The organism is Kitasatospora sp. NPDC004289 (assembly GCF_053602875.1).
Genome location: NZ_JBSGEL010000038.1, coordinates 54,807 through 79,397, shown reverse-complemented (window position 1 = coordinate 79,397; position 24,591 = coordinate 54,807). Strand labels below are relative to the sequence as shown.

Here is a 24,591-nt window from a genome sequence, read left to right as displayed (position 1 = left end):
CTGCGCGCAGCGCACGCCGGACGGACGGGCTGACGGGGTGTGAGGTGGCCTTCGCCGCGTGCCGCGTGCCGCGTGCCGCGTGCCGCGTGCCGCGTCAGGGGGCCGGTGGGGTGCCCTCCTCCCACAGGTCGGCCCACCGCCCGGCGACCACCGCGCCGATCCGGGCGAGCAGGCCGTCCACGGACACCCCGGGGACCTGCCGACCGTCGCGAAGCCGCAGTGCCACCGCTCCGTCCGCCGCCTCCCGGGCTCCGAGCACCGCCTGGTAGGGCACCAGCCGCGCCTGCCGGATCCGCGCGCCCAGGCTCCCCAGCTCCGGACCGGCGAGCTCGGCCCGCAGCCCGGCCTCCAGGCTCCGCGCCACCAGCCGTTCGGCGTGCGGGAGTTCGGCCTCGGAGACGGGAAGCACCACCAGCTGGACGGGCGCCAGCCAGGCCGGGAAGGCTCCGCCGTGCTCCTCGATCAGGTGGGCGACGGCCCGCTCCACGCTGCCGATCACCGCACGGTGCACCATCACCGGACGGTGTTTCGCGCCGTCCGGGCCGGTGTACTCCAGCCCGAACTGCTCCGGCTGGTGGAAGTCCACCTGCACGGTGGAGAGGGTGGACTCCCGCCCAGCGCCGTCGGCCACCTGCACGTCGATCTTCGGGCCGTAGAAGGCGGCCTCTCCCTCCACCGCCTCGTACTCCACCCCCGAGGCGTCCAGCACCTCGGTCAGCAGCTCGGTGGCCCGCCGCCACTTCTCCGGCGCCGCCACGTACTTGCCGCCGGGGCCGGGCAGCGAGAGCCGGTAGCGGGCGCCGGTGATGCCCAGGTCCCGGTGCGCCCGCCGGATCAGGTCGAGCGCGGCCCGGGCCTCTCCGGCGACCTGCTCCAGGGTGCAGAACACGTGCGCGTCGTTCAGCTGGATCGCCCGCACCCGGGTCAACCCGCCGAGCACGCCCGAGAGTTCGGCCCGGAACATGCCGCCGAGCTCGGCCATCCGCAGTGGTAGCTCCCGGTAACTGTGCGGCCGGGAGCGGTAGATGAGGGCATGGTGCGGACAGAGGCTGGGCCGCAGCACCACCTGTTCGCCGCCCAGCTCCATCGGCGGGAACATGTCCTCGCTGTAATGCGCCCAGTGCCCGGAGATCTCGTAGAGCTCGCGCTTGCCCAGCACGGGGGAGTAGACGTGCCGGTACCCGGCCCGGCGCTCCGCCTCGCGGACGTACTCCTCCAGGGCGTGCCGGACCACCGCGCCGTCGGGCAGCCAGTACGGCAGCCCGGCGCCGATCAGGCGGTCGGTGTCGAACAGGTCCAGCTCACGGCCGAGTCGGCGGTGGTCGTGCACGGCGGTCTCCTCGCGGTACGGCGGAGCGAGTGACCACACGGCGAAGCCCCGGGGCACTCGCCCCGGGGCTTCGGACTCAGGTCATGGGTCAGCGCGCCGGGACGTTCTCCGGCGTCGTCGTGCGGACCATGCCTGCGCGCTTCATGCCCCCGACGCTAGCAGCGCTCCGCCGCACCGGCCGAGGGGTTTTTCCCGTGACCCGCCGTCAGCGCGGTCAGACCGCCGCGGTGACCACGATCTCCACCCGGACGTCCGGGTGGTAGAGCGCAGCCTGCACGGTGGCCCGGGCCGGGACGGCCCCGGCCGGCACCCAGGCGTCCCAGGCCTCGTTCATCTGCGCGAACTCGGCGATGTCGGCCAGGAAGATCTCGGCGCGCAGGATGCGGGTCTTGTCCGAACCGGCCTCGGCCAGCAGCTTGTCGATGCTCGCCAGCACCTGCACGGTCTGCTCCGTGGTGCCCGCCGAGAGGTCACCGGCGACCTGGCCGGCCAGGTACACGGTGCCGTTGTGGACGACCGCCTCGCTCATGCGCGCGTTGCTGCCGATTCGCTGGATCATGGGGACCTCCTGGAGGTACGTGGAGCGGGGGAGCGTGGAGCTTGATCGCTCCGGCGCGCCGATCATAGGGGCGGCCCGCCCGCGGCGTCCGAGCTGTCCGAATGGAGAGCAGACCGGGATGCCGCCTCCCCGTCCTCCGGCCCGCGCGGGGCGGGGAGTGTGAGCAGCACCTCGAAGCCGCCCTCCGGGCGGGGCCCTGCGCTCACCGTGCCGCGGTAGACCCGGGCCCGTTCGCGCATCCCGATCAGTCCGTGCCCGGCCGAGGCCGCGCCGCCGGGGAGGCCGGGGACGCCCGCGTTGTCGCGGAGGCCCGCGCCGTCGTCGGTCACCCGGACGGTGAGGTGGTGCGGCCGGAAGCGGACCGAGACCGTCGCGGTGGCCGGGCCGGCGTGCTTCAGCACGTTGGTCAGCGCCTCCTGGATCACCCGGTAGACGCACAGGTCCATCCCCGGCGGGAGGGCGAACGGCTCGCCCTCCCAGAGGAGTTCGGCCGCGACGCCCGCGCCCCGGACCCGGGCGAGCAGCTCCTCCACCCGCCCCAGCCCCGGTGCCGGGCCCTCGTCCTCCTCCACCGCCCCGTCCTCGGTGCCGACCGACCCGACCCGGAGCAGGGTCAGCATCCGCCGCAGCTCGTCCAGCGCCTCCCGGCTGGTGCCCGCGATGGTGTCCAGCGCCCCGCGCGCGGTCCTCGGGTCGCCCTCGAAGACGTACGAGGCGAGGCCCGCCTGGAGCGAGACCACCGACAGGTGGTGCGCCACCACGTCGTGCAGCTCCCGGGCGATCCGCACCCGCTCCTCCGTGAGCGCCTCGGTCACCGCCTGCGCCGCGCGGGCCTCCTGCTCGGCCCGCAGACGTCGCGTCAACTCCGCCAGCCGGACGCTCCGTTCGGCCGCGAGCCCGGCCGTCCGGCCGAGCAGCGCCACCCCGAGCGGGAACGCCACCGCCTGCACCAGGACCGAGGACATCGACCCGTGCTCCCGGTAGATCACCCCGGCCACCACCCAGGCCGCGCCCACCGCCACCGAGCACGCCACCGTCGCCACGCGTCCCGTGGAGACGGCCACGGCGTACAGCGCCAGCAGTACCGCGGGGGAGTTGACGACGGGCCAGTACCCGAGGGCGATGTACACCAGCCAGACCGCCACCGTCGCGCCCAGCACCGGTACCGGCGCCATCCGTCGGGCCGCCAGTGCCACGCCGATCAGCACGGTCAGCAGCGCGCCCCGGACGTCCAGCGCGTGCCAGTCCCCGGGCTCGGGCTCCTGCCCCAGCACCAAGGCGGCCACGGTGTACGCCACCGCCAACACGGAGTCGGTCACCCGCGGCCGACGCAGCACCCGCTCCACCCGTCCGAGGAATCCCTGTTCCGCCAGCACCGGCGCAGCCTAGTGCCGCCCACCCGCCCGTTCCAAGAGCCGCCGCCCCGGTCCGCCCCGCGCGGACGCGCCACCGCCCCGGGCCCGCCGGTCCCGTCGCCCCCGGTCCGGCCGTCCTCGACGCGCTGCGCGAAGCGTTCCCCCCGGAGTGGCGCGAGCCGTCACTGGGGCACCGGGCCGCACCGGGGCGAGGTCTGGATGGTGGCCGACGTGGGCGTGACCCCGGTGCCGATCACGGGTGCGGCGTGGGGTTTCGCCGAGTGGGTGGAGCAGTGGCGGGCGGGGCAGCGGCGCTGGTCCTGAGGACGGGCCGGGGCGTGCGCCCAGGGCGGTCCGGCCGCCGGGCGCGGGGTGCGTCAGGGGGCCCGGTGACCATGGAAGGTCCCGAGAGTCAGTAGGCTTCCCTCCATGACCGAGGTATCCCGTTCCGTCCGTGTCCGTTTCGCACCGAGCCCCACCGGCATGTTCCACGTCGGGGGTGCCCGCTCCGCCCTGTACAACTGGGCGACGGCGCGACAGCAGGGCGGCACGTTCGTCCTGCGGATCGAGGACACCGACGCCGCCCGCAACAAGCCCGAGTGGACCGACGGCATCATCAGCGCCCTGGCCGCCATCGGCATCCACGAGGGTGACGAGGCCTTCGAGGGCCCGTACTTCCAGTCGGCCAACGCCCCGCTGCACCGCACCGCCGCCGAGAAGCTCTACGCCGCCGGCCGCGCCTACCACTGCGACTGCACCCGCGAGCAGCTCGCCGAGCGCACCGGCTCCGCCCAGACCGGCTACGACGGCCACTGCCGCGACCGCGGCCTGGAGTACGCCGAGGGTCGCGCGCTGCGCTTCCGCACCCCGGACGAGGGCACCACGGTCGTGGTGGACCTGATCCGCGGCGAGCCCGCCTTCCCCAACTCGGCGATGGAGGACTTCGTCATCGCCCGCGGCGACGGCAGCCCGGTCTTCCTGCTGGCCAACGTGGTGGACGACGTCGAGCAGGGCGTCACCCAGGTCATCCGCGGTGAGGAGCACCTCTCCAACACCCCCAAGCAGCAGCTGCTCTGGGAGGCCCTCGGCGCCACCCCGCCGGTCTGGGCGCACCTGCCGGTGATCGTCAACGAGAAGCGCCAGAAGCTCTCCAAGCGCCGCGACAAGGTCGCCCTGGAGGACTACCTGGCCGAGGGCTACCTGCCCGAAGCCCTCGTCAACTACCTGATGCTGCTGGGCTGGGGCCCCAAGGACGACGTCGAGATCCGCCCCTACGAGGAGATCGAGCAGCTCTTCCGGGTCGCCGACGTGAACGCCGCCTCGGCCTTCTTCGACGTCGCCAAGCTGCGCTCCTTCAACGGCGAGTACATCCGGGCGATGGGCGTCGAGGAGTTCACGGCGGCCTGCGCGCCGTGGCTGGCCGCCGACCGCGCCCCGTGGGCGGGCGAGGACTTCGACGCCGAGGCCTTCGCGGTGCTGGCGCCGCTGGCGCAGTCCCGGATCGCGCTGCTCTCCGAGATCACCGAGCAGGTCGACTTCCTCTTCCTGCCGGAGCCCGTCCAGGACGAGGCCTCCTGGAACAAGGCCATGAAGGCCGGCGCGGCCGACCTGCTGCGCACCGCCCGCACCCGCCTGGCCGCGGCCACCTGGCAGGCCGACGCGCTCAAGGCCGAGCTGGAGGCCGTCGCCGCCGAGCACGGCCTGAAGCTCGGCAAGGCCCAGGCCCCGGTCCGCGTCGCGGTCACCGGTCGCACCGTCGGCCTCCCGCTCTTCGAGTCGATGGAGGTCCTCGGGCAGGAGCGCACCCTGGCCCGCCTGGACGCCGCCCTCGCGAAGCTCGGCTGACGCCGGGTCCGGTCCGACGGCTTGGCGCCCGGTCCGGCCTGACGGCCGGTAGACCGTCGACCGGACCCATGGTCGGACGACGAGCCGCCGCGCGGTCTGACGCCTCCTCAGGGCCCGTCCTCCCCTTCCGGGGTGGGGCGGGCCCTTCGGCGTCCCGTGCTCACTACCCTCGATGGCGTGAAGACCCGACCGGACGACCTCCACGACGAGCAGCTCCGCACCGGCCTGCTCGCCTACGGCCTCACCGCCGCCTCCCTGGCCTACGCCCCCGTCGGCTTCGGCGACCACCACTGGACCGCCACCGATCCCGACGGCCGCCGCTGGTTCCTCACCGTCGCGGACCTCGCCCACAAGAGCCACTGCGGCCCCGACCCCGACTCCGCCCTCCTCGGGCTGCGCGCGGCGATGTCCACCGCCCGGTCGCTGCGCCACCTGGGCCTGCTGGTCGCCCCCTTGGCCACCCCCGACGGCGAGACCGCCCTCCGGCTCACGCCGCGCTACGCGCTCAGCGTCTTCCCCTACGCCTCCGGCACCCCCGGCGGCTTCTTCGACCGCCTGGCCCCCGCGGACCGCCGCCTGCTCCTCGACGCCCTGGCCCGCCTCCACACCACCGCCCCGCCACCCGGCACCCCCGTCCACCACCCTGGCCTCTCCGACCGTCCCCGCCTCGACGCCGCCCTCGCGTCCCTCACCACCCCCTGGGCCACCGGCCCGTACGCCGAGCCCGCCCGCACCCTGACGGCCACTCACCTCCCTGCCCTCCGCCGCGCCCTCGCCCACCTCGACCGCACCACCGAGGCCCTCACCTCCGTCCCCGGGGTCGTCACCCACGGCGAGCCCCACCCCGGCAACCTCCTGCGCCACCCCGACCACGTCCTGCTGGTCGACTGGGACACCGTCGCCCTCGCCACCCCCGAACGCGACCTCTGGCTGCTCGACCCCACCCCCGCCGACCTCGCCCGCTACACCGCCACCACCGGCCACCCCGTCGACCCCGCCGCCCTCGCCCACTACCGCCTCCGCTGGGCCCTGGAGGACATCGACGCCTACCTCCACTGGTTCCGCGGCCCCCACACCGACGACACCGACACCCAGGACTCCTGGACCGCCTTCACCGGCACCCTCGCCGAGCTCGCCACCGTCCTCCCCACCGAAATCCCGTGGAGCCCGTGACCGCCCGGTTGCCACACTGGGTCCCATGACGAAGCGTCACCACGTCCCCCTCGACCCGGACGGCACGGCCGGCCGTGACTGGCTCTGCCTGGTGGTCGAGGCGGACACCCGGGTGGTCTACCACCAGCAGTACGGCGGCACCACCAACCGGCAGGGCCAGGTCGAGGGCTTCCTGGTCCCGCTCGCCGGTGCGCCCCAACTCGCGGCATTGCGAGCCCTGTTCGAGCGCGACCTGCGCGGGGCCGGGGCCGCTGACCACCGCTGGACGGCCGAGCAGCGCCTCCGCCTGGGCGCCGCCGTCTCCGCCCTCCGCTACTGGACCTCCGACGGCGCCGTCGACCACCCCCACCCGCTCCGGCTGGACGACAGCCGTGCCGCCGAGACGGACGAGGCCTGGGTCCCGGTCCTCACCCCGGACGGCCCGGCCGTCCTGCTGTGGTCCAACTCCGACTGAGCGGCGCCGTCTCCCGCGCACCTGCAACCTTCGGTGTACCGCGCTCTCGCCCCTGCGGAGGACGATCACCAGGCGCCGCCCGCGAGAAGCTCGGTGCATGCGGATCACCATCGGATACATCATCGAGAGCATCGGCTACGTCGTGGGGGCCCAAGGGCTCATCGGCTTCGTGTCACGGACCTTCTTCGGCGTGGAGTGGGGCTGGGCGCACAAGCTCGTCGACCTGCCGTCGCCCGCCTACCTCGGCGCGGTGGCCGCAGGGGCGGCGCTCGTCCTCGGCGGGATGCGGTTGCGCCGTCAGCCGGGAGGTCGGAGCGCTGCCTGACCGGGACGCCGGGTGCGGACCACCACACGTCCGGGCCGGTCCGGATGCGCCGACGGGCCCCGGGCGCGAGGCTGGCGCGTGAGGAAGTGGAGGGACACCGTGACCCGAGGACCACTGGTCACCTGTCAGATCGCCGCGGCCCTGGTGCTGGTGGCGGCCGGCGCCGGAACGGCCCGCGCCGAGACGACCGAGTACCCGGTCACCTACAACGCCGCCTTCGACGACCCGGACGGCTCGCTGGACGGCGTCACGTGTGGCGAGGCGCTGGAGGCCAAGGGCTACCGCAGTTTCAAGGACATCCCCGGGTTCCCCCACATCGGCGGCGCACCGAGCAGCGTCATCGAAGGCTACGGTTCCCCGAACTGCGGCTCGACCTGGACCCTCACCTACCCGCCCCCGTCCACGGCCGGGTCCAGCACGCCGGTGACGGTGACCGTGGTGGTCGTCGACAGTTCCGGCGAGGTGTTCAACACCTCCTTCGCCGCCTTCGACGTGCTGACGAGCGGTCAGGGTGCCCAGCTCGGCAGGGTCCAGGCGAGTGCCGAGCGGGTGCCCGACCCCGGGACGTCCGACACCGCCCACTGACCGGGCCGGCTAGGGGCTGTCGGCGGGCTTTCCGGGGCGCCCCGACGCACACCGGGCAAGGCCGGTGAGAAAACCCTTGCGCAATGGTCAAGAAGTGTTGACCATTGGGGGTGTGACCAACGATGATCTTCCCGAGGCGCTTCACCTCTCCACCGACGAGCAGTTGCGCGCCGTCTCCAACCTCACCCGTCACCGCATCATGGCCGTGCTCCGCTTCGAACCCTCGACGATCACCCAGGTCGCCGACCGGGTCGGCCTCGCCAAGGGCAGCTCCAGCTACCACGTGCGGATCCTCGAACGGGCCGGCCTGATCAAGGTGGTGCGGACCAGGAAGGTCCGGGGGGTCATCGAGCGGTACTACGCGATGGCCGCGCGCTCGATCGTGCTGCCGGACCCGGGGGAGGGCGGCCCCGACGTGCTGATGCGGCACGCCGTGGCCGACCTGGAGGCCTCGGCGCCCGACGGCGAGCGGCACGTGCGGATGGCCCACCTGCGCCTCACCGACGAGCAGTTCGCTGAGCTCGGCGCCCGCCTGGAGGCCCTCGTGGACGAGTACCGCGCGCTCTCCGACCCGTCGCTCCCGGACACCTCGCTCGTCTTCGCGCTCTTCCACCCCAGCTCCCGCAACCAGGCCGACCAGGCCGAGGAGACCACCAAGTGACCCTTGCCGTACAGAAGTTGCCGACCGGTTTCGGACGGCTGTGGACCGCTCAGACGGTCTCCTCCCTCGGCGACGGAGTGCTGCACTCCGCCCTGCCGCTGATCACCCTCACCCTCACCCGCGACCCGCTCGCGATCGCCGTCGTCACCGCCGCCGGCACCCTCCCCTGGCTGCTCTTCGGCATCCTCGGCGGCGCACTGGTCGACCGCTGGGACCGCCGCCGCACCATGTGGGTGGCGGACGCGGCCCGCGCGCTGCTGCTCGCGGTACCGGCCGCCGCCCTCGCCCTCGACGCCCTGACCATCCCCCTCCTCGCGGCCGTCGCCTTCCTCCTCGGCCTCGGCGGACTCTTCTTCGACACCGCCGCCACCGCCTACCTCCCCGGTCTGCTCGGCCGTGACGCCGCTCTCCTGGAGCGTGCCAACTCCCGCATGCGCGGCACCCAGACGGCCGCCTCCGGCTTCGCCGGCCCGCCCGCCGGAAGCGCCCTGCTCGCCCTCGGCCGCGCCGTCCCGCTGCTCGCCGACGCGCTCTCCTTCGCGCTCTCCGCCCTGCTCGTGCGCTCCCTGCCAGCCGTGCCCGTACCGGCCCCGGAGGCCCGCGAGTCGCTGCTCAAGCAGGCCCGCGCCGGCGCCTCCCACGTCTTCCGGGACCGTCTGCTGCTCGGCCTCGCACTGCGCCCCGCGGTCGGGAACGTCGCGTTCCTCGCGATGGAGACCGTGCTCGCCCTGTTCGCCCACGACCGCCTCGGCGTCGGCGCCTCCGGCTACGGCCTGCTCCTCACCGCGGAGGCCGTCGGCGGCCTGTTCGGCGCGGGCTTCGCCTCGCTCCTCGGCCGACGCCTCGGCACCGGCACCGCCCTGACCTGCACCGCGACCGTCGAGGGCCTCGCCATCCTCGCCGTCGCCGCCGCCCCGAACGCGTACGTCGCCGGCCTCGGGCTCGCCGTCTGCGGCGCGGGCATCGGCGCCACCATGGTGCTCGCCCCGTCGCTCCGTCAGGCGATCGTCCCCGCCCACCTGATGGGCCGGGTCGCCTCCACCTCCCGGATGCTGTCCATGTGCGCGGCCCCCTTCGGCGCCTTCCTCGGCGGCTGGCTGGCCACCGCCTACGACGTCCGCACCCCGATCTTCGTCGCGGCCGGCCTGCTGCTCACCATGACGGTGGTCACCGCCACCATGACGAGCAACCGCCGCGTCGAGGCGGCGCTGCGCGCCGCGGCCGCCGAGACGGACGAGCCGTCCCGCCCGACCGCCCTCGTCTGACCTCCGTCCGCCTCCGCGCCCGGGCCTACACCGGCCCGGGTTCCAGGACGAAGACCGGGATCACCCGGCCGGCCGTCTTCTCGTACTCGGCGTACGTCGGATAGGCGGCCACCGCCCGCTCCCACCACTCGGCCTTCTCCTCGCCGGTGATCTCACGGGCCGTCATGGTGCGGCGCTCCGGGCCGTCCTGAAGGACCACCAGCGGGTTGGCGCTGAGGTTGTGGTACCAGACGGGGTGGCGCGGGAAACCGCCCTTGGTGGCCACCGCCGCGTACCTCCCCTCGTGCTCCACCCGCATGAGCGGCACCTTGCGGATCCGGCCGCTGCGCGCCCCGCGCATCGTCACGATGACGACCGGCAGCCCGGTGTCCCAGAGCGTGGTGCCCTCCGTGCCGCCGGACCCCTCGTACAGTTCCACCTGCTCGCGGATCCACTGCATCGGGCTCGGGTCGTACTCGCCCTCGAGAGCCATCGCGCCCTCCCTGATGTCGTACACGGACTACTCCGGGACATTCCAACCCGGACCCGCCCCGAAACCGCCCCCCGCCGAGCGGGCTCCGCCGCCGGTCGGGCATAACCCCTTTGACCTGCACTTCCTTCCACGTCACGATGCTCCGGTGACAGTCGAGACCACCCTGCTGAGAGTCGACGCGGACCTCCGCGCCGGCCGGATACCCGTCGCCCGCCAGCGCCTGCGGAGCCTGGTGGGCTCGTACCCGGCGGACCTGACGGCCAGGCGGCGTCTGGCCGAGGTCTACCGCCTGTACGGCGAGACCGTCGAGGCGGGCCGCTGGGCCTACCTCGAAGAGGACCGCGACCCGGACGAGACAGCGGCCTTCGAGGCCCGCCACCCGAACCCGCTCGACCGGATGGTGGCGCTCCGCTGGTACGGCTCGGAGCGCGAGGTCGCGACGGAGACCGCCCGCGCCCGGCTGGTCGGGCTCCGCGAGGCGGCTTCGGCACACCTGTGCCGGCCGGTGTACTGGCACACCGCGGGGGACCACCTCCGACAGCGCGACGAAAGCACCGCCCCGGCCGGGGACGACTACCGGGGGTGGCTCGGGTGCGCGGTCCTCTGCCTCGCCGCGCTCGCGCTCCTGGCCCTCGCCGCGGTCGGCGGCGTCACCGTCGCCCGCTGGCTGCTCTGATGGCTGCTCTGACGGCGCTGCTCACCGCCCCGCCGCGTGGCGGACGTACTCCGGGTCGGCCAGGCCGCGCTCGATGGCCGCCGAGGTGTCGATGGTGCCCCAGCCGATCGAGAGCCCGTCGAACTTCCAGTGACAGAGCCCCACTTGGACACCGTCGAAGTCCAGCACCACATGCCGGTTCGCCCGGCACCGGGGGGACGGTGCCGGGCGGACCGGGAGGGGGAGACGGGGTCAGCGGGCGCGGAAGGTGCGGAGGCGGAGGCTGTTGCCGACGACGAAGACCGAGGAGAAGGCCATGGCGCCGCCCGCGATCATCGGGTTGAGCAGTCCGGCGGCGGCGAGCGGGATGGCGGCGACGTTGTAGGCGAAGGCCCAGAAGAGGTTGCCCTTGATGGTGGCCAGGGTGCGGCGGGAGAGGCGGATGGCGTCGGCGGCGGAGCGGAGGTCGCCGCGGACCAGGGTGAGGTCGCCGGCTTCGATGGCGGCGTCGGTGCCGGTGCCCATGGCGAGGCCGAGGTCGGCCTGGGCGAGGGCGGCGGCGTCGTTGACGCCGTCGCCGACCATGGCGACCGAGTGGCCCTCGGCCTGGAGGCGGCGGACGGTGTCCACCTTCTCCTGCGGCAGGACCTCGGCGAAGACGTCGGCGGCGTCGATGCCGACCTCGGCGGCGACGGACCGCGCGGCGGCGGCGTTGTCGCCGGTCAGCAGGACCGGGCGCAGGCCGAGGGCGCGCAGGCGGGTGATGGCCTCGGCGCTGGTGGGCTTGACCGCGTCGGCGACCACCAGGACCGCCCGCGCCTCGCCGTCCCAGCCGACCGCGATGGCCGTCCGGCCGGCCTCCTCGGCCTCGGCCTTGGCCTTCGCCAACTCGGGGGTCATGTACTGCGACCAGGAGGTGAGCAGCTGCTCCCGGCCGGCGACCACGGCGTGGCCCTCGACGACGCCCTGGACGCCGCGGCCGGGCAGGTTCTCGAAGCCCTCGACGGGGGGCAGGGTGCCGAGGCGGTCGGTGGCGGCGGCCGCGACGGCGGCGGCGATCGGGTGCTCGGAGGCGTGCTCCAGGGCGCCGGCCAGGCGCAGGGTCTCGGTCTCGGAGACGCCGTCGGCGGTGTGGACGGCGAGCAGGGTCATCTTGCCGGTGGTCACGGTGCCGGTCTTGTCCAGCACGATGGTGTCGACCTTGCGGGTGGTCTCCAGGACCTCGGGGCCCTTGATGAGGATGCCGAGCTGGGCGCCGCGGCCGGTGCCGACCATCAGGGCGGTCGGGGTGGCCAGGCCGAGGGCGCAGGGGCAGGCGATGATCAGCACGGCGACCGCGGCGGTGAAGGCCTCGGTGGGGCTGTCGCTGACGAGCAGCCAGGTGACCATGGTGGCCAGGGCGAGCAGGATGACCACCGGCACGAAGACGGCGGAGATGCGGTCGGCCAGGCGTTGGGCGGCGGCCTTGCCGTTCTGCGCGTCCTCCACCAGCTTGGCCATCCGGGCCAGTTGGGTGTCGGCGCCGACCCGGGTGGCCTCGACCACCAGGCGGCCGCCGGCGTTGACGGTCGCTCCGGTGACGGCGTCCCCGACGCCGACCTCCACGGGCACGGACTCGCCGGTGAGCATCGAGGCGTCCACGGCAGAGGTGCCCTCGACCACGGTGCCGTCGGTGGCGATCTTCTCGCCGGGGCGGACCACGAAGCGCGTGCCGACGGTCAGTTGACCGACCGGCAGCCGGACCTCGCGGCCGTCCTGGAGCACGGCGACGTCCTTGGCGCCGAGGTCGAGCAGGGCGTGCAGGGCTGCTCCGGCGCGGCGCTTGGAGCGGGCCTCCAGCCAGCGGCCGAGCAGGATCAGCACGGTGACCCCGGCGGCGGTCTCCAGGTAGAGGGTGGAGGAGGCGTCGGCGCCGCCGACCGCGAGGGAGAACTCGTGCCGCATGCCGGGCATGCCGGCGTGGCCCCAGAACAGTGCCCAGACCGACCAGCCGAAGGCGGCCAGGGTGCCGAGTGAGACCAGGGTGTCCATGGTCGCGGCGCCGTGCTTGAGGTTGGTCCAGGCGGCCTTGTGGAAGGGCCAGCCGCCGTGGAAGACCACCGGGCCGGTGAGGGCGAAGGCGAGCCACTGCCAGTTGTCGAACTGCAGCGCCGGGATCATGGACAGCAGCACCACCGGCACGGTGAGCAGGGTGCTGACCACCAGCCGGTCGCGCAGGGGGTCGGGCGCCTTCGCGGGCTCGGTGATGGCGGGGGCGGCCTCGGTGACCGGCGGGGCGGGCAGCTCGGCGGTGTAGCCGGTGCGCTCCACGGTGGCGATCAGGTCGGCGACGCTCACCTCGGGGCCGAAGTCGACCCGGGCCTTCTCGGTGGCGTAGTTGACGATGGCCTGGACGCCGTCCATCCGGTTGAGCTTCTTCTCGACCCGGGCCGCGCAGGAGGCGCAGGTCATCCCGCCGATGGCGAGTTCCACCCGGTCGTGGACGGCGTCGGGCTCTATGCCCGGTGCGGTGGTGCTCATCGCTGGCTGCTCTCCTCGGGTCGTGCCCCGGGGGCCGGCGGGCGGCCCCCGGAGGGGGTGGGGGCTCAGGCGGTGCGGCCGACCAGCTCGTATCCGGCCTCGTCCACGGCGGCGCGCAGCTGCTCCTCGTCGACCGGGGAGGCGGAGGAGACCGTGACGGTGCCGGCCTTGGCGTCGGCCAGGACGTCGAGGACGCCGGGCAGGGCGGAGACCTCCTCGTGGACGGACTTCTCGCAGTGGCCGCAGGTCATGCCGGAGACGGAGTAGGTGACGGTGCTGGACATGGGTGCCTCCGATGGGCTTCCGCAGGGGCTGGGTTCGACTCTGATAACACCATACCCCCAGGGGGTATTCCACGCATCGGGTGGCGATCAGTGCGCGGTGTTGCGGTCGTCACGTCGCCCGCCGAGAGTAACCGGACGGACACACTGGGTGCGCGACCGTCCGCAGGGCCGCGCCCCGGGGACGCCGAACGGGCGGTACCCGGAGTATCCCGGGGCCGCCCGTCGGTGGGTGCGTGGTGTGTCAGGTGACCTGCGGTTCGTCAGGTGACGTGGTGTTCGTCGGGTGATCGGAGGTGTGTCAGGTCACCGGGGTCGCCGGGGCCGGCGCCGTCCGGCTCTGCCGGACCAGCGAGCGCAGCCAGCCCAGGCCTCCCAGCGAGATCAGGATCAACCCGAGGGCGTTGTAGAGGGTGTAGAGGTGCACCTGCTGCTCGGTCGGGGTGGGCATGTAGCCCAGCTCGAACAGCGAGCGCTGGAAGTCGCTGGTGGTGGTCCGGGCGACCAGCCAGACCGCGATGCCGCTCATGCTGTCCCAGAGGGCGTGCAGCAGCGAGACGCCGAGGTAGGTCGCCAGCACCGGGCCGTTGAGCCGGAAGTGCAGGCCGCGCCGCTCGCGGAAGAGCACACCGCCCATGATCCCGGTCCACAGGATGTGGCCGACCGGGGCCAGGATGCCGCGCAGGATCTCGGTCTCCACCAGGTCCTTGAGCGAGAGCCCCTGGATGGTGAGCACCGCGTTGAAGGCGTAGCCGGCGCTCTCGAAGGCCGCGAAGCCGGCGCCCACCGTGGCGCCCAGCACCAGGCCGTGGCGCAGGCCGCTGACCGGGATCCGGCGGGCGACCAGGATCAGGGCGCCGAGCTTCACGGCCTCCTCGATCAGGCCCACGCCCAGGTACATCCAGACCGAGGGGGAGAGCAGGTAGGTCTCCAGCACCGAGGCGCCCAGCACGCCGATGATGCCGCCGACGCCGAAGCAGGCCGCGATCCGCTCCAGGCCGACGTCGTCGGCGTAGCGCTCGTACGCCCAGACCACGAAGGTGGCCGGGACCAGGAAGCTGCCGAGCAGGACGATGGTCGGCACCAGGTTGCTGTTGTCGGTGAAGAACGTGACCACGACCGTGGCCACCCAGAGCGCCAGGCCGGTCAGGAAGAGCTTCAGCCAGTACGTCGGTTTCGGTGGGGCGGCCGTGCGCGTTCGGACGTGGTCGGACATCGGCGAAGACCCTTCCCTCGGTGAGTGGGGTGAGTGGGCGTCACGTTGTCCGTACGGTATGACAAAAGGGTCATTTCGGGCGGCATTGCCCTCGGGACGCGCGGGTGGTGGGGGATTTCTCCGCTATGTTCGGTATGTGTCCCGGTTCGTCCGCGCCCAGTCGCCCACGATGCCCAAGGCCGCCGGGCTGCCGCCCGCCCGGCGCGAGCGGGCCCTGCTCGCCACCGACCTCCAGGACCTCTCCCGGCGGCGCCGGGCCACGCCCGCGCTGAGCGCCCTGCTGCTGGTGGTCTTCGCCGACCTGGTCACCGGCCGGGACAGCTACCTCGCCCCGCTGATGGTCGTGGTCCCCTCGCTGGCCGCGCTCACCCTGCGGCCGGTCGAACTGCTGCTCGTCTGCCTGCTCGGCTTCCTGGCGCTGATCGGGCTCGGGCACTACGACCAGGTGGCCGACCTGAACAACGGTCAGTTCCTGTTCGGCGCCGTGGTCAGCTACCTGGTGCTCTCCGTCTTCAGCGCCTGGGTGGCCCGGATCAGGATGCGGCGGGCGGCCGCCTTCGCCGCCGTCTCCTCGGTGGCCGAGGCCGCCCAGCGCGCCCTGCTGCGCCCGCCCGGGCCGGTGGTCGGGCCGCTGCGGCTCGCGGTGCGGTACGCCTCGGCGGCGGACTCCGCCCGGATCGGCGGGGACCTCTACTCGGTGCTGGAGACCCCGAACGGGACCAGGGTGCTGGTGGGGGACGTCCGGGGGAAGGGACTGGGCGCGGTGCAGACCGCGGCGGTGGTGCTCGGTGCCTTCCGCGAGGCCGCCTACGACGAGAGCGGGCTGACGGCGGTGGCGGCCCGTGTCGAGGTCAGCGTGGACCGGCACGTGCCGGACGGGGAGTTCACCACCGCCCTGTTCGCGGAGTTCCGGCGGCCGGGCGTGGTGGAGCTGATGCACTACGGGCACGTGCCGCCGATCGTGGTCTCCCGGGACGGGACCGTGACGGTGCTGGAGGCCGACGACCCGTGGGTGCCGCTCGGGCTGGGGGCGATGGCGGCGGGGGTGCCCGAGAGCATGGAGGCGCCGTTCGGGGAGGGGGACGTCCTGGTGCTCTGCACGGACGGGGTGGTGGAGGCCCGACGGAAGGGGTCCGGGGACTTCTACCCCCTGGCGGAGCGGGTGGGGCCGCTGGTGCGGGACGCCGCGCGCTCGGCGGCGGAGCTGGAGACGGCGGTGGGGAAGGTGTACGCGGACCTGCTGGTGCACACGGGCGGGGAGTTGGGGGACGACGCGCTGCTGCTCCTGATCAGTCGCACCGACTGAACCGGTGATGCCAGGGGCGCGAGGAACTGCGCGAGTCGGAAGGCGGACCGGTGTGAGATCGGGGCAGGCGAGCCAGTTGCACGTGGTGCCGTTCCCCCGCGCGCAGTTCCTCGCGCCCCCGGCGTGACCCCGTGCGTTCCTCGCGCGCTCGACGTCTACCCGGCGTCGGCCAGGGCGCGGAAGAGCAGCGCCGTGGAGGTGGCGCCGGGGTCCTGGTGGCCGGTGCTGCGGGGGCCGAGGTAGGAGGCGCGGCCCTTCCGGGCCTGGAGGGGGGTGGTGGCGAGGGCGCCTCGTTCGGCGGCGGTGGCGGCGTCGGCGTAGGAGCCGGTGAGCCGGTAGGCCGCGGCGGCGGGGGCCCAGGCGTCGACCATGGTCTTGTCGCCGGGGGCGGCGCCGCCGAGCCGTCGGACGTCGGCGAGCGCCGCGTCGAGGGCGTCGGCGAACGAGGAGCCGGCGGTGAGGGCGGTGCCCATCGCGCGGAAGGCCTTGCCGTAGAGGGGCCCGGAAGCGCCGCCGACCTTGGAGATCAGGGTGGTGCCGGCCTTGGTGAGGACGGCGCCGGCGGAGTCCAGGCCTTCGACGGCGGGGAGGACGGCGGCGAAGCCGCGCCGCAGGTTGGTGCCGTGGTCGCCGTCGCCGATGGCGGTGTCGAGGTCGGTGAGCTGTTGCTGGTGCTCCTCGACGGCGGCCGCGGCGGCGCGCAGCCAGGCGAGGGCGAGGGCGGTGTCCACGGGTGAGGTCCTCTCAGGGCCGGCGCAGCGCCGGGGTGGTGGCGGGGGCGTCCCAGAGGTCGAGGAGTTCGGGGTCGGCCTTGGTGAGGGTGAGGGAGAAGCCGGCCATGTCGAGGCTGGTGACGTAGTTGCCGACCAGGCTGCGGGCGATGGTGATGCCGCGGTCGGCGAGGCGGTCGCGGACGGTGCCGTGGAGCACGTAGAGCTCCAGCAGCGGGGTGGCGCCGAGTCCGTTGAGCAGGGCGATCACCTCGTCCCCGGCGGTGAGGTCGTGGTCGGCCAGGACGGTGTCGACCACCTCGGCGGCGAGTTCGGCGGCGGGGCGCAGGGGTTCGCGGCGGCGGCCCGGTTCGCCGTGGATGCCGACGCCGACCTCGATCTCGTCCTCGGGGAGGTCGAAGCCGGGCCTGCCGGCGGCGGGGGTGGTGGCGGCGGTGAGGGCGATGGCGAAGGAGCGGGAGGCGGCGTTGACCCGGGAGCCGAGGGCGGCCACCGCGTCGAGCGGTGCGCCCCGTTCGGCGAGCGCTCCCGCGCACTTCTCGACCATCACGGTGGCGCCGGTGCCGCGCCGTCCGGCCGTCCAGGTGGAGTCCTGGACGGCGACGTCGTCGTCGACCAGGACGGTGCGGACCTCGATGCCCTCCTCCTCGGCGAGCTCGGCGGCCAGTTCGAAGTTGAGGACGTCGCCGGTGTAGTTCTTCACCACGAAGAGCACGCCCGCGCCGCTGTGCACGGCCCGGGCGGCGGCCAGCAGCTGGTCGGGCACGGGGGAGGTGAAGACCTCGCCGGGGCAGGCCGCGTCGAGCATGCCGGGGCCGACGAAGCCGCCGTGCAGGGGCTCGTGACCGGAGCCGCCGCCGGAGACCAGGGCCACCTTGGGGGTGGCCGGGCGGGCGGTCCGGTGGATCACGCGCTGCTCCAGGTCCACCGTCAACTCCGGGTGGGCGGCGGCGAATCCGGCCAGCGCGTCGGTGAGCACGTCCTCCGGGGCGTTGATCAGCTTCTTCACCGGTGGTCCTCCCTCGAACGGATCCTGCGGCCGACGTTACGTCAACCGGGAGCGCGGGGGCGGGAGATCCGACACGCTCGGCGCGAACCGGTCGTCTGGGCAGGCGAGGCGGCCGCCGTTAGGGTCGGGGCATGGGCAACCACGTGGGCGTCGTGTTGGTCTCGCACAGCCCCGGCCTGGCCGCCGGGCTCCGCGACCTGCTGGCCGAACTGGGCTCCGGCCAGGTGGCGGTACGGCTGGCGGCGGGCACCGAGGGCGGCGGGCTCGGCACCAGCTACGACCTGATCGTGCGGGAGGTGGCGCAGGCCTGGAGCCCGGCGGGGGTGGTGGTGCTGGCCGACCTGGGCAGCTCGGTGCTGACCACGGTGGCCGCGCTGGAGGACCATCCCCGGGACGGGGTGCGGCTGGTGGACGCGCCGTTCGTGGAGGGCGCGGTGGCCGCCGTGGTCACCGCCTCGACCGGGGCGGGGCTGGACGAGGTGGTGGCGGCGGCCGAGGACGCCCGGGGCTTCCGCAAGCTCTGAGGACCCGTCAGGTCCTCACTTGGCCTCCGCGTAGCTCTCCACCACGGCGGTGGTGAGCGGGAACCGCACCGGGGTGTCGCCGAAGACCAGCCGCCGGGCCTCCTCGGCGCTCTCCTCCACCGCGGCGGCCACCGCCTCGGACAGGTTGGCCGGGGTGTGCACCACCACCTCGTCGTGCTGGAAGAGGACCAGGTGCGGGCGGTCCGGCCCGTCGGCCAGGGCGGTCAGGCGGCGGCGCAGCGCGGCCAGCAGGGCCAGCGCCCAGTCCGCCCCGCTGGCCTGGATCACGAAGTTGCGGGTGAAGCGGCCGCGGGCCCGGGCCGAACGGGCGCCCGCCTCCCCGGCGGTGTCCGGCGCCTCGGTCAGGTCCAGCCAGTCCGCCGAGGGCGGCGGGCAGGTGCGGCCCAGGCGCGAGCGGACCATGCCGCCCTCCTCGCCGGTGCGGGCGGCCGCCTCCACGTAGCCCATCGCGGCGGGGTAGCGGCGGCGCAGGGTCGCCAGCAGCGGGCCGATGTCCCCGCTGGTCTGGCCGTACATCGCGCCGAGCAGGCCGAGCTTGGCCTTCTCCCGGTCGCCCTGGAAGGCGGTGGCGGCGAGCGCCGCGTACAGGTCGCCGCCGGCCGCGCTGCGGGCCAGCCCGGCGTCCTCGGAGAGCGCGGCGAGCACCCGGGGCTCCAGCTGGGCGGCGTCGGACACCACCAGGGCCCAGCCCGGATCGGCCACCACCGCCCCGCGCAGCACCCGGGGGATCTGCAGCGCCCCGCCGCCGCGGCTCGCCCACCGGCCCGAGACCACCCCGCCGACCACGTACTCCGGCCGGAAGCGGCCGCCGCGCGCCCAGGTGTCCTGCCAGGCCCAGCCGTGCGCGGCGTGGATCCGGGACAGCTCCTTGTACCGGATCAGCAGCGGCGCCGCCGGGTGGTCGACGCCGCGGACCTCCCAACTGCGGGTGGAGTTCAGCCGGATGCCCTGGTCGGCGAAGGCCTTGAGCACCTGGGCGTGCGAGTCCGGGTTGAACGGGCGGCCGCCGAGCGCGCGTTGGAGCTCGACGGCGAGCTCGGCGAGCAGCCTGGGCTGGGTGCCGGGCACGTGCGGGCGGGGGCCGAGCAGCTCGGTGAGCAGCCGGTCGTGCAGGTCGGCCCGCCAGGGCAGGCCGTCGCGCGCCATCTCGGTGGCCAGCAGGCCGCCGGCCGACTCGGCCGCCACCAGCAGGCGGAACCGGCCGGGGTGCTCGGTCTCGCCGATCCGGCGCAGCTGGTCGGCGTGGACGGCCACCACGGCGGCCAGCGGGTCGGTGCCGGGCGGGAGTTGGAGGCGGTCGGGGGCGAAGAGGCTGTCCTGCTCCTCGCCTCCGGCGGCCTCCGGGAGGTCGGGCGGGACGGGGGAGCCCTGGAGGCGGGCCCAGGCGGCGCCGAGGCTGCGGGGTGCGCCCCAGCGGCCCTCGTGGCCGAGCAGCAGCGCCTCGACCAGGCGCAGGTCGTGACACCTCGCCACCTGCTGCGGCAGCAGCGGCGCGTAGGCGCTCTCGGCCGAGGCGAACACCCAGCGGGGGTGGACCGCCGCCTCCCGCTCCGCCATCGCCGCCGCCAGGTCGGCCACCTTCACCGGCCCGCCCACCGGCCGCCCGTCCTCGGTCAGCTCCACCATCCGCCCGCCGGGGCCGTGCTCCGCAGGCACCACCGCGATCCTCGCCACCACGACGGGGCCTCCTTGCACGTACCGGAACAGACTTTCGGCCCCGACGCTACCGCCCGCCGCCGACAGGCCCGTGGATTGGCCGCACCGGGCTGCGCCCCGCAGGGGCGCGGGGCTCTGCTGATCTGCGGCTCCGCCGCGGGGCGCGCAGGGGTACGGCAGCACGTGCAACTGACTGACGGTGCGTAAGGTGCAGGTGGGACGCCTTCCGGACCCGCGCAGTTCCTCGCGCCCCTGGTGGCTTGACCACCTGCCCTGTCGGCCCCTTCGGGCGAGTATGGTCGCGGGCATGACGGACAACCCCTTCTTCGCACCCAGCACCCTGGTGTTCGAACTGCCGCCCTTCGCCGCGATCCGGGAAGAGCACTACCTGCCCGCCTTCGAGCGCGGCATGGCGGACCAGCTCGCCGAGACGGCCGCCATCGCGGCCTCCGAGGAGCCGCCGAGCTTCGCCAACACGGTGGAGGCGATGGAGCGTTCGGGTGCCCTGCTGCGCCGGGTCCGGCTGGTCTTCGACAACAGGAACTCCTCGGACACCAGCCCGCGCCTGCAGGAGCTGGACGCGGAGCTGAGCCCCCGGCTGGCCGCGCACCGGGACGCGATCCTGCTGGACCGCGCCCTGTTCGCCCGCTTCGACGCGCTGTACGAGCGGCGGGAGGCGCTCGGCCTGGACGCCGAGGCGCTGCGGCTGCTGGAGCGCCACCACGCGCGCTTCGTCCGGGCCGGCGTCCGCCTCGACGAGGCGCAGCAGTCGCGGATGCGCGAGCTCAACTCCCGGATGGCGGCGGCCGAGTCGGCCTTCCGGCAGAACGTGTTCACCGGGACCAGGGCCAACGCGCTGGTGCTGGACGACGCCGGGCAGCTGGCCGGCCTCGCGCCGGGCGCGGTCGCGGCGGCCGCGGCCAACGGCCGGTCGCTGGGCCAGGACGGCACCTACGTGCTGAGCCTGAAGAACTTCTCCAACCAGTCCGAGCTGGCGGAGCTCACCGACCGCGGCGTGCGGGCCCGGCTGATGGCGGCCTCGCTGGACCGGGCGGTGGAGGGCAACGGCCCGCTGGCGGTCGAGCTGGCCGCGCTGCGGGCCGAGCGGGCGGCCCTGCTGGGCTACCCGAGCCACGCCGCGTACGTGGTGGCGGACGAGACGGCCGGCACCGTGGAGGCGGTGGAGGAGCTGTTCGCCAAGCTGATCCCGCCGGCCGTGGCCAATGCCCGCAAGGAGGCCGGGCAGCTGGCCGCGTTCGCCGAACGGGTCGACGGGGTCACCGACTTCGGGGCGCACGACTGGCAGTTCTACGCCGAGCGGGTCCGCAAGGCCGAGTACCAGCTGGACAGCGCCGAGCTGCGCCCGTACTTCGAGCTGGAGCGGGTGCTGCACGACGGGGTGTTCTTCGCCGCGAACCTGGCCTACGGGCTGACCTTCACCGAGCGGGCCGACCTGGCGGCGTACCACCCGGACGCGCGGGTCTTCGAGGTTTTCGAGGCGGACGGCTCCTCGCTGGGCCTGTTCGTCGGGGACTTCTTCGCCCGGGAGTCCAAGGGCGGCGGCGCCTGGATGAACGAACTGGTGCAGCAGTCCGAGCTGCTGGGCCAGCGCCCGGTGGTGGTGAACAACCTGAACATCGCCCACCCGGCGGACGGCGAGCCGGCACTGCTCACCTGGGACGAGGTGCGCACGCTCTTCCACGAGTTCGGCCACGCGCTGCACGGCCTGTTCTCCGCGGTGCGCTTCCCGTTCTTCGCGGGCACCGAGGTGCCGCGGGACTTCGTGGAGTTCCCCTCGCAGGTCAACGAGATGTGGATGACCCGGCCCGAGGTGCTGGCCAACTACGCCCGGCACCACCTGACCGGCGAGCCGCTGCCCGCCGAGCTGGTGGAGCGGATGGCCGCCACCGAGAAGTTCGGGTACGGCTTCCGGACCGTGGAGTACCTGGCGGCGGCGCTGCTGGACTGGGCCTGGCACACCGTGCCGGCCGGGGAGGAGATCGGGGACGCGCGGGAGTTCGAGGCGCTCGCACTGGCGAAGGCCGGGCTGGCCGAGCCGCTGATCCCGCCGCGCTACCGGACCACGTACTTCAGCCACGTGTTCTCGAACGACTACAGCGCCGGGTACTACGCGTACATCTGGTCCGAGGTGCTGGACGCCGACACCGTCCGCTGGTTCGAGACCAACGGGCGCGGCGTCCGGGAGAGCGGCGAGGTCTTCCGGACCGAGCTGCTCTCCCGAGGCGGCAGTGTGGACGCGTTGACCTGCTTCCGGAACGTGGTGGGCCGCGCCCCCGAACTGGAGCCGCTGCTGGCCCGCCGGGGCCTGGACGGCTGACCGTCCTGACCCGTCGTCAGGGGGCCCGCTACCGGCCGGTGATCCGCACCGTGACCACCGTGCCGGGGCGGGCCTGCGGCAGCAGCACCCGGGCGGTGCCGGCCCGGCCGTCCCGGGGCTGCTCCACGTCCAGCACCGAGGCGCGGGTGCCGGAGACGGTGACCTTCGCGCCGCTCGGGTAGGCGGTGGCGGGCAGGGTGATCTCGGTCCAGCCGCCGCTGCCGCCCGCGGTGCGCCCGCCGGCGGTGAAGGTGAGGGCGTAGGCGCCGTCCCGGAAGGTCTCGTCCTGCGGGGTGCCGGCCAGCGCCCGGGCGTACGGGGCGAAGGCGGGCTCGTGCCCCGGGGCCGGGAGGCCCTGCGGGTCCAGCGCGCAGTAGCCGCCGTTGCCCCTGCACCAGTACCACATGGCCCAGCCCTCGGCGAAGCCGGACATGGCGGCGGTCTGACGCCGCACCAGTTCGCGGTTGCCGGGGGTGCGGGCGCTGGGCGGGCCCCACTCGCCGACGATCACCGGCAGCCGGTGGGCCCGCGGGTAGGCGGTGACGGCGGCGGTGTAGTTCTCCACGAAGCCGCCGGACGGGTCCCAGTCCTGGCCGGCCTCGACGGCGGTGTCGTAGAAGTGCGGGGCGTAGCCGATCCGGTCGGCCCCGGAGCGGGGGTCGGCGAACGGCGGCAGCTCGGTCGGCACGCCGAGCCCGACCAGGACCGTCGGCTCCACGAACAGCCAGGAGCGGGAGTCCGCCTGGCGGACCGCCGCGATCAGGCGCCGGTACATGGCGGGGAGCCGGTCGCGTTCCAGGGCGGCGGAGGCGGCGACCAGCACGGCCGGGTCGGTCGGGTCGCCGGGGATCGGGCCGGACGGCTCGTTGAACAGGTCGTACCCCAGCAGCGAACCGTGGCCGCGGAGTTCGCGGGCCAGCCGGGTGTAGAAGTCGGCCTGCCAGCGGCGCAGGTCGGCGTCGTCGTAGAGGTGGGTGAAGGCGGCCTGCACGGCGGGCTGGTAGTACCCGGCGAACCAGTCGTCCGGGTCGGCCTCGAACGGCAGGCCGTCGTCCCGGGTGGCCCAGAGCGGGATGCCGCGGTCGCCGCCGCCGAACTTCGGCCCGTAGACGTCCTGGTGGAAGTCGACCAGGGCCAGCAGCCGGTACTTCTCGGCCCAGTCGAGCACCCGGTGCAGGCGGGCCAGTTCGGCGGGATCGAGCCGGCCGCGGGTGGGTTCGAGGCGGTTCCAGGAGATCGCCACCCGGACCAGGGTGAAGCCCTGGGCGGCCGCCGCCCGTAGATCGGCCTCCGTCACCTCGGCGTACTTGTCCACGTTGAAGCCGCGCAGCTGGACCACCCGGCCGTGGGCGTCGGTGAGGTGGGTGCGGCCGTCGGCGGTGGTCGAGGTGCCGGAGGGGAAGAGCGGTTGCTGCTGGTGGGCCGAGGCAGTGGCGGGCGCGGCCAGGCCGGTGAGGGCGGTGGCGGCGGCCAGGGAGAGAGCGGCGGCGGTACGTCGAGCGCGCACGGGACACCTCACGGCTAGGGCCTGGGGCCAGTCTGGGTGCGCCGATCCTGCCCCAGGCCCCTGGTGCGCACAAGAGGTGAGGCAGGCTCATGTTACGTGGCGTCAGCCGAGCGCCCCGGGGAGCGCGGCGGCCGCCGCGAGGCGGCCCCAGAGCAGGTCGGCCAGTGCCTGCACCATCCGGGCTCGGGGGCAGGGCCGCTGGTCCAGCCACCAGTCCCCGGCGGCCAGCACCATGCCGGTGATCGCCCGGCCCCAGGTCTCGGAGAGCAGCGGTCCGTCCGCCCCGAGGTCGACCTGGGCCTGCACGGCCTTGGTGATCTCGTCGGCGATCTGCTGGAGCGCGGGCGCCAGCGCCTGCCCGGCGGCCCGGCCCTGGTCGCCGCCCTGGGTGATCAGCCGGTAGACCTGCGGGCGGGACTCGATCCCGGCCAGGTAGACGTCCAGCACGTGCTCCACCCGGTCGCGGCGCTCCAGCGGCTCGTTCAGTGCGGCCCGGACGGCGGCCAGCAGGCCGCTGGTGTGACGCTCCGTCAGGGCGCTGATCAGGCCGTTCCGGTCGCCGAAGTGGCGGTAGAGGATCGGTTTGGTGATCCCGGCCTCGGCCGCGATGGCGTTCATACTGGCGCCCGGGCCGTCCCGCTGCACGACCCGGTCGGCGGCGTTCAGCAACTGCTCGCGGCGGGGCTCGTCCGGCATGTGCTGCTCCCTGGGCGTGGGGGTGGATGTGGACGTTGACAGGCCTACCAATCAGTAGCAGACTCCGAGCATGTTACCGGGGGTAACACCCCACGGCATGGGACGAC

Annotated in this window: 24 protein-coding genes; 11 read left to right on the top strand and 13 right to left on the bottom strand. The window is 74.2% G+C overall.

From position 1 onward, the window contains the following. Window positions 1-94 precede the first annotated feature (94 nt). The 3 genes from thrS to ACWEPF_RS24680 form a co-directional block, all read right to left on the bottom strand. Entirely contained in the window at window positions 95-1,387 is a 1,293-nt protein-coding gene (gene thrS, locus ACWEPF_RS24690; RefSeq protein ID WP_452174195.1) for a threonine--tRNA ligase, read from the bottom strand. A 157-nt stretch (window positions 1,388-1,544) separates the two neighbouring features. Beyond that, window positions 1,545-1,889, bottom strand: a complete 345-nt coding sequence (locus ACWEPF_RS24685; RefSeq protein ID WP_345279619.1) for a RidA family protein — start codon at window positions 1,887-1,889, stop codon at window positions 1,545-1,547. A gap of 62 nt (window positions 1,890-1,951) precedes the next feature. Then, window positions 1,952-3,265: a sensor histidine kinase gene (locus tag ACWEPF_RS24680; RefSeq protein WP_452174194.1), complete on the bottom strand. Its 1,314-nt coding sequence runs from the start codon at window positions 3,263-3,265 to the stop codon at window positions 1,952-1,954. 462 nt (window positions 3,266-3,727) lie between these two features. On the opposite strand from ACWEPF_RS24680, the gene gltX reads away from it, so the two are divergent. From gltX to ACWEPF_RS24645, 7 genes are all read left to right on the top strand, one after another. Next, complete coding sequence (gene gltX, locus ACWEPF_RS24675; RefSeq protein ID WP_452174197.1) at window positions 3,728-5,089, top strand: glutamate--tRNA ligase; 1,362 nt, start codon at window positions 3,728-3,730, stop codon at window positions 5,087-5,089. Window positions 5,090-5,266: 177 nt separating this feature from the next. Further along, complete coding sequence (locus tag ACWEPF_RS24670) at window positions 5,267-6,262, top strand: phosphotransferase family protein (RefSeq protein WP_452174193.1); 996 nt, start codon at window positions 5,267-5,269, stop codon at window positions 6,260-6,262. Window positions 6,263-6,287: 25 nt separating this feature from the next. After that, a complete protein-coding gene (locus tag ACWEPF_RS24665) occupies window positions 6,288-6,716 on the top strand; it encodes a DUF6210 family protein (protein WP_452174192.1) in 429 nt (142 codons plus the stop codon). 97 nt (window positions 6,717-6,813) lie between these two features. Further along, window positions 6,814-7,041, top strand: coding sequence for a hypothetical protein (locus ACWEPF_RS24660; protein WP_452174191.1), 228 nt, complete (start codon window positions 6,814-6,816; stop codon window positions 7,039-7,041). Between the two features lie 99 nt (window positions 7,042-7,140). Continuing rightward, complete coding sequence (locus tag ACWEPF_RS24655) at window positions 7,141-7,626, top strand: hypothetical protein (RefSeq protein WP_452174190.1); 486 nt, start codon at window positions 7,141-7,143, stop codon at window positions 7,624-7,626. A gap of 112 nt (window positions 7,627-7,738) precedes the next feature. Beyond that, a complete protein-coding gene (locus ACWEPF_RS24650; protein WP_452174189.1) occupies window positions 7,739-8,287 on the top strand; it encodes an ArsR/SmtB family transcription factor in 549 nt (182 codons plus the stop codon). Next, the gene (locus tag ACWEPF_RS24645; protein ID WP_452174188.1) at window positions 8,284-9,552 is read left to right on the top strand and encodes an MFS transporter; all 1,269 of its coding nucleotides are present in this window, start codon (window positions 8,284-8,286) and stop codon (window positions 9,550-9,552) included. Before ACWEPF_RS24650 ends, ACWEPF_RS24645 begins: the two co-directional genes overlap by 4 nt. A 25-nt stretch (window positions 9,553-9,577) precedes the next feature. On the opposite strand, the gene ACWEPF_RS24640 is transcribed toward ACWEPF_RS24645, so the two are convergent. Next, window positions 9,578-10,024 (bottom strand): nitroreductase family deazaflavin-dependent oxidoreductase, encoded by a 447-nt coding sequence (locus ACWEPF_RS24640; RefSeq protein ID WP_452174187.1) that lies wholly within the window; start codon window positions 10,022-10,024, stop codon window positions 9,578-9,580. Window positions 10,025-10,169: 145 nt separating this feature from the next. Between ACWEPF_RS24640 and ACWEPF_RS24635 the strand changes: the two genes are divergently transcribed. After that, window positions 10,170-10,700, top strand: coding sequence for a DUF6584 family protein (locus ACWEPF_RS24635; protein ID WP_452174186.1), 531 nt, complete (start codon window positions 10,170-10,172; stop codon window positions 10,698-10,700). 21 nt (window positions 10,701-10,721) lie between these two features. On the opposite strand, the gene ACWEPF_RS24630 is transcribed toward ACWEPF_RS24635, so the two are convergent. From ACWEPF_RS24630 to ACWEPF_RS24615, 4 genes are all read right to left on the bottom strand, one after another. Beyond that, window positions 10,722-10,844, bottom strand: coding sequence for a hypothetical protein (locus ACWEPF_RS24630; protein WP_452174185.1), 123 nt, complete (start codon window positions 10,842-10,844; stop codon window positions 10,722-10,724). 87 nt (window positions 10,845-10,931) lie between these two features. Further along, on the bottom strand, window positions 10,932-13,199 hold the full coding sequence (locus ACWEPF_RS24625) for a heavy metal translocating P-type ATPase (RefSeq protein WP_452174184.1): 2,268 nt from the start codon (window positions 13,197-13,199) through the stop codon (window positions 10,932-10,934). 65 nt (window positions 13,200-13,264) lie between these two features. Beyond that, complete coding sequence (locus tag ACWEPF_RS24620; protein ID WP_449798444.1) at window positions 13,265-13,483, bottom strand: heavy-metal-associated domain-containing protein; 219 nt, start codon at window positions 13,481-13,483, stop codon at window positions 13,265-13,267. A 298-nt stretch (window positions 13,484-13,781) separates the two neighbouring features. Continuing rightward, complete coding sequence (locus tag ACWEPF_RS24615) at window positions 13,782-14,696, bottom strand: PrsW family intramembrane metalloprotease (protein ID WP_345288535.1); 915 nt, start codon at window positions 14,694-14,696, stop codon at window positions 13,782-13,784. A gap of 136 nt (window positions 14,697-14,832) precedes the next feature. On the opposite strand from ACWEPF_RS24615, the gene ACWEPF_RS24610 reads away from it, so the two are divergent. Beyond that, window positions 14,833-16,002: a PP2C family protein-serine/threonine phosphatase gene (locus ACWEPF_RS24610; protein ID WP_452174183.1), complete on the top strand. Its 1,170-nt coding sequence runs from the start codon at window positions 14,833-14,835 to the stop codon at window positions 16,000-16,002. A gap of 155 nt (window positions 16,003-16,157) precedes the next feature. On the opposite strand, the gene dhaL is transcribed toward ACWEPF_RS24610, so the two are convergent. Together dhaL and dhaK are read right to left on the bottom strand one after the other, a co-directional pair. After that, a complete protein-coding gene (gene dhaL / locus ACWEPF_RS24605; protein ID WP_452174182.1) occupies window positions 16,158-16,733 on the bottom strand; it encodes a dihydroxyacetone kinase subunit DhaL in 576 nt (191 codons plus the stop codon). Between the two features lie 13 nt (window positions 16,734-16,746). Beyond that, complete coding sequence (dhaK, locus tag ACWEPF_RS24600) at window positions 16,747-17,742, bottom strand: dihydroxyacetone kinase subunit DhaK (protein WP_452174181.1); 996 nt, start codon at window positions 17,740-17,742, stop codon at window positions 16,747-16,749. A 131-nt stretch (window positions 17,743-17,873) separates the two neighbouring features. On the opposite strand from dhaK, the gene dhaM reads away from it, so the two are divergent. Then, window positions 17,874-18,266, top strand: a complete 393-nt coding sequence (dhaM, locus tag ACWEPF_RS24595) for a dihydroxyacetone kinase phosphoryl donor subunit DhaM (protein ID WP_345288539.1) — start codon at window positions 17,874-17,876, stop codon at window positions 18,264-18,266. A gap of 15 nt (window positions 18,267-18,281) precedes the next feature. Here the strand turns inward: dhaM and ACWEPF_RS24590 are convergent, their stop codons facing one another. Beyond that, a complete protein-coding gene (locus ACWEPF_RS24590) occupies window positions 18,282-19,964 on the bottom strand; it encodes a bifunctional 3'-5' exonuclease/DNA polymerase (RefSeq protein ID WP_452174180.1) in 1,683 nt (560 codons plus the stop codon). Window positions 19,965-20,250: 286 nt separating this feature from the next. Here ACWEPF_RS24590 and ACWEPF_RS24585 point away from each other — a divergent pair, with 286 nt between their 5' ends. Further along, a complete protein-coding gene (locus tag ACWEPF_RS24585; RefSeq protein ID WP_452174179.1) occupies window positions 20,251-22,281 on the top strand; it encodes a M3 family metallopeptidase in 2,031 nt (676 codons plus the stop codon). Between the two features lie 28 nt (window positions 22,282-22,309). Here the strand turns inward: ACWEPF_RS24585 and ACWEPF_RS24580 are convergent, their stop codons facing one another. Continuing rightward, window positions 22,310-23,788, bottom strand: a complete 1,479-nt coding sequence (locus tag ACWEPF_RS24580) for a cellulase family glycosylhydrolase (RefSeq protein ID WP_452174178.1) — start codon at window positions 23,786-23,788, stop codon at window positions 22,310-22,312. A 102-nt stretch (window positions 23,789-23,890) separates the two neighbouring features. After that, the gene (locus ACWEPF_RS24575; RefSeq protein WP_345288543.1) at window positions 23,891-24,484 is read right to left on the bottom strand and encodes a TetR/AcrR family transcriptional regulator; all 594 of its coding nucleotides are present in this window, start codon (window positions 24,482-24,484) and stop codon (window positions 23,891-23,893) included. Window positions 24,485-24,591: the final 107 nt, after the last annotated feature.

Excerpts from the sequence above, each read along its gene's own strand:
- ACWEPF_RS24640 (WP_452174187.1), bottom strand. The coding sequence starts at position 10,024 with ATGGCTCTCGAGGGCGAGTACGACCCGAGCCCGATGCAGTGGATCCGC.
- ACWEPF_RS24585 (WP_452174179.1), top strand. The coding sequence starts at position 20,251 with ATGACGGACAACCCCTTCTTCGCACCCAGCACCCTGGTGTTCGAACTG.
- ACWEPF_RS24625 (WP_452174184.1), bottom strand. The coding sequence starts at position 13,199 with ATGAGCACCACCGCACCGGGCATAGAGCCCGACGCCGTCCACGACCGG.
- gltX (WP_452174197.1), top strand. The coding sequence starts at position 3,728 with ATGTTCCACGTCGGGGGTGCCCGCTCCGCCCTGTACAACTGGGCGACG.
- ACWEPF_RS24665 (WP_452174192.1), top strand. The coding sequence starts at position 6,288 with ATGACGAAGCGTCACCACGTCCCCCTCGACCCGGACGGCACGGCCGGC.
- ACWEPF_RS24660 (WP_452174191.1), top strand. The coding sequence starts at position 6,814 with ATGCGGATCACCATCGGATACATCATCGAGAGCATCGGCTACGTCGTG.
- ACWEPF_RS24620 (WP_449798444.1), bottom strand. The coding sequence starts at position 13,483 with ATGTCCAGCACCGTCACCTACTCCGTCTCCGGCATGACCTGCGGCCAC.
- dhaM (WP_345288539.1), top strand. The coding sequence starts at position 17,874 with ATGGGCAACCACGTGGGCGTCGTGTTGGTCTCGCACAGCCCCGGCCTG.
- ACWEPF_RS24685 (WP_345279619.1), bottom strand. The coding sequence starts at position 1,889 with ATGATCCAGCGAATCGGCAGCAACGCGCGCATGAGCGAGGCGGTCGTC.
- ACWEPF_RS24575 (WP_345288543.1), bottom strand. The coding sequence starts at position 24,484 with ATGCCGGACGAGCCCCGCCGCGAGCAGTTGCTGAACGCCGCCGACCGG.
- ACWEPF_RS24615 (WP_345288535.1), bottom strand. The coding sequence starts at position 14,696 with ATGTCCGACCACGTCCGAACGCGCACGGCCGCCCCACCGAAACCGACG.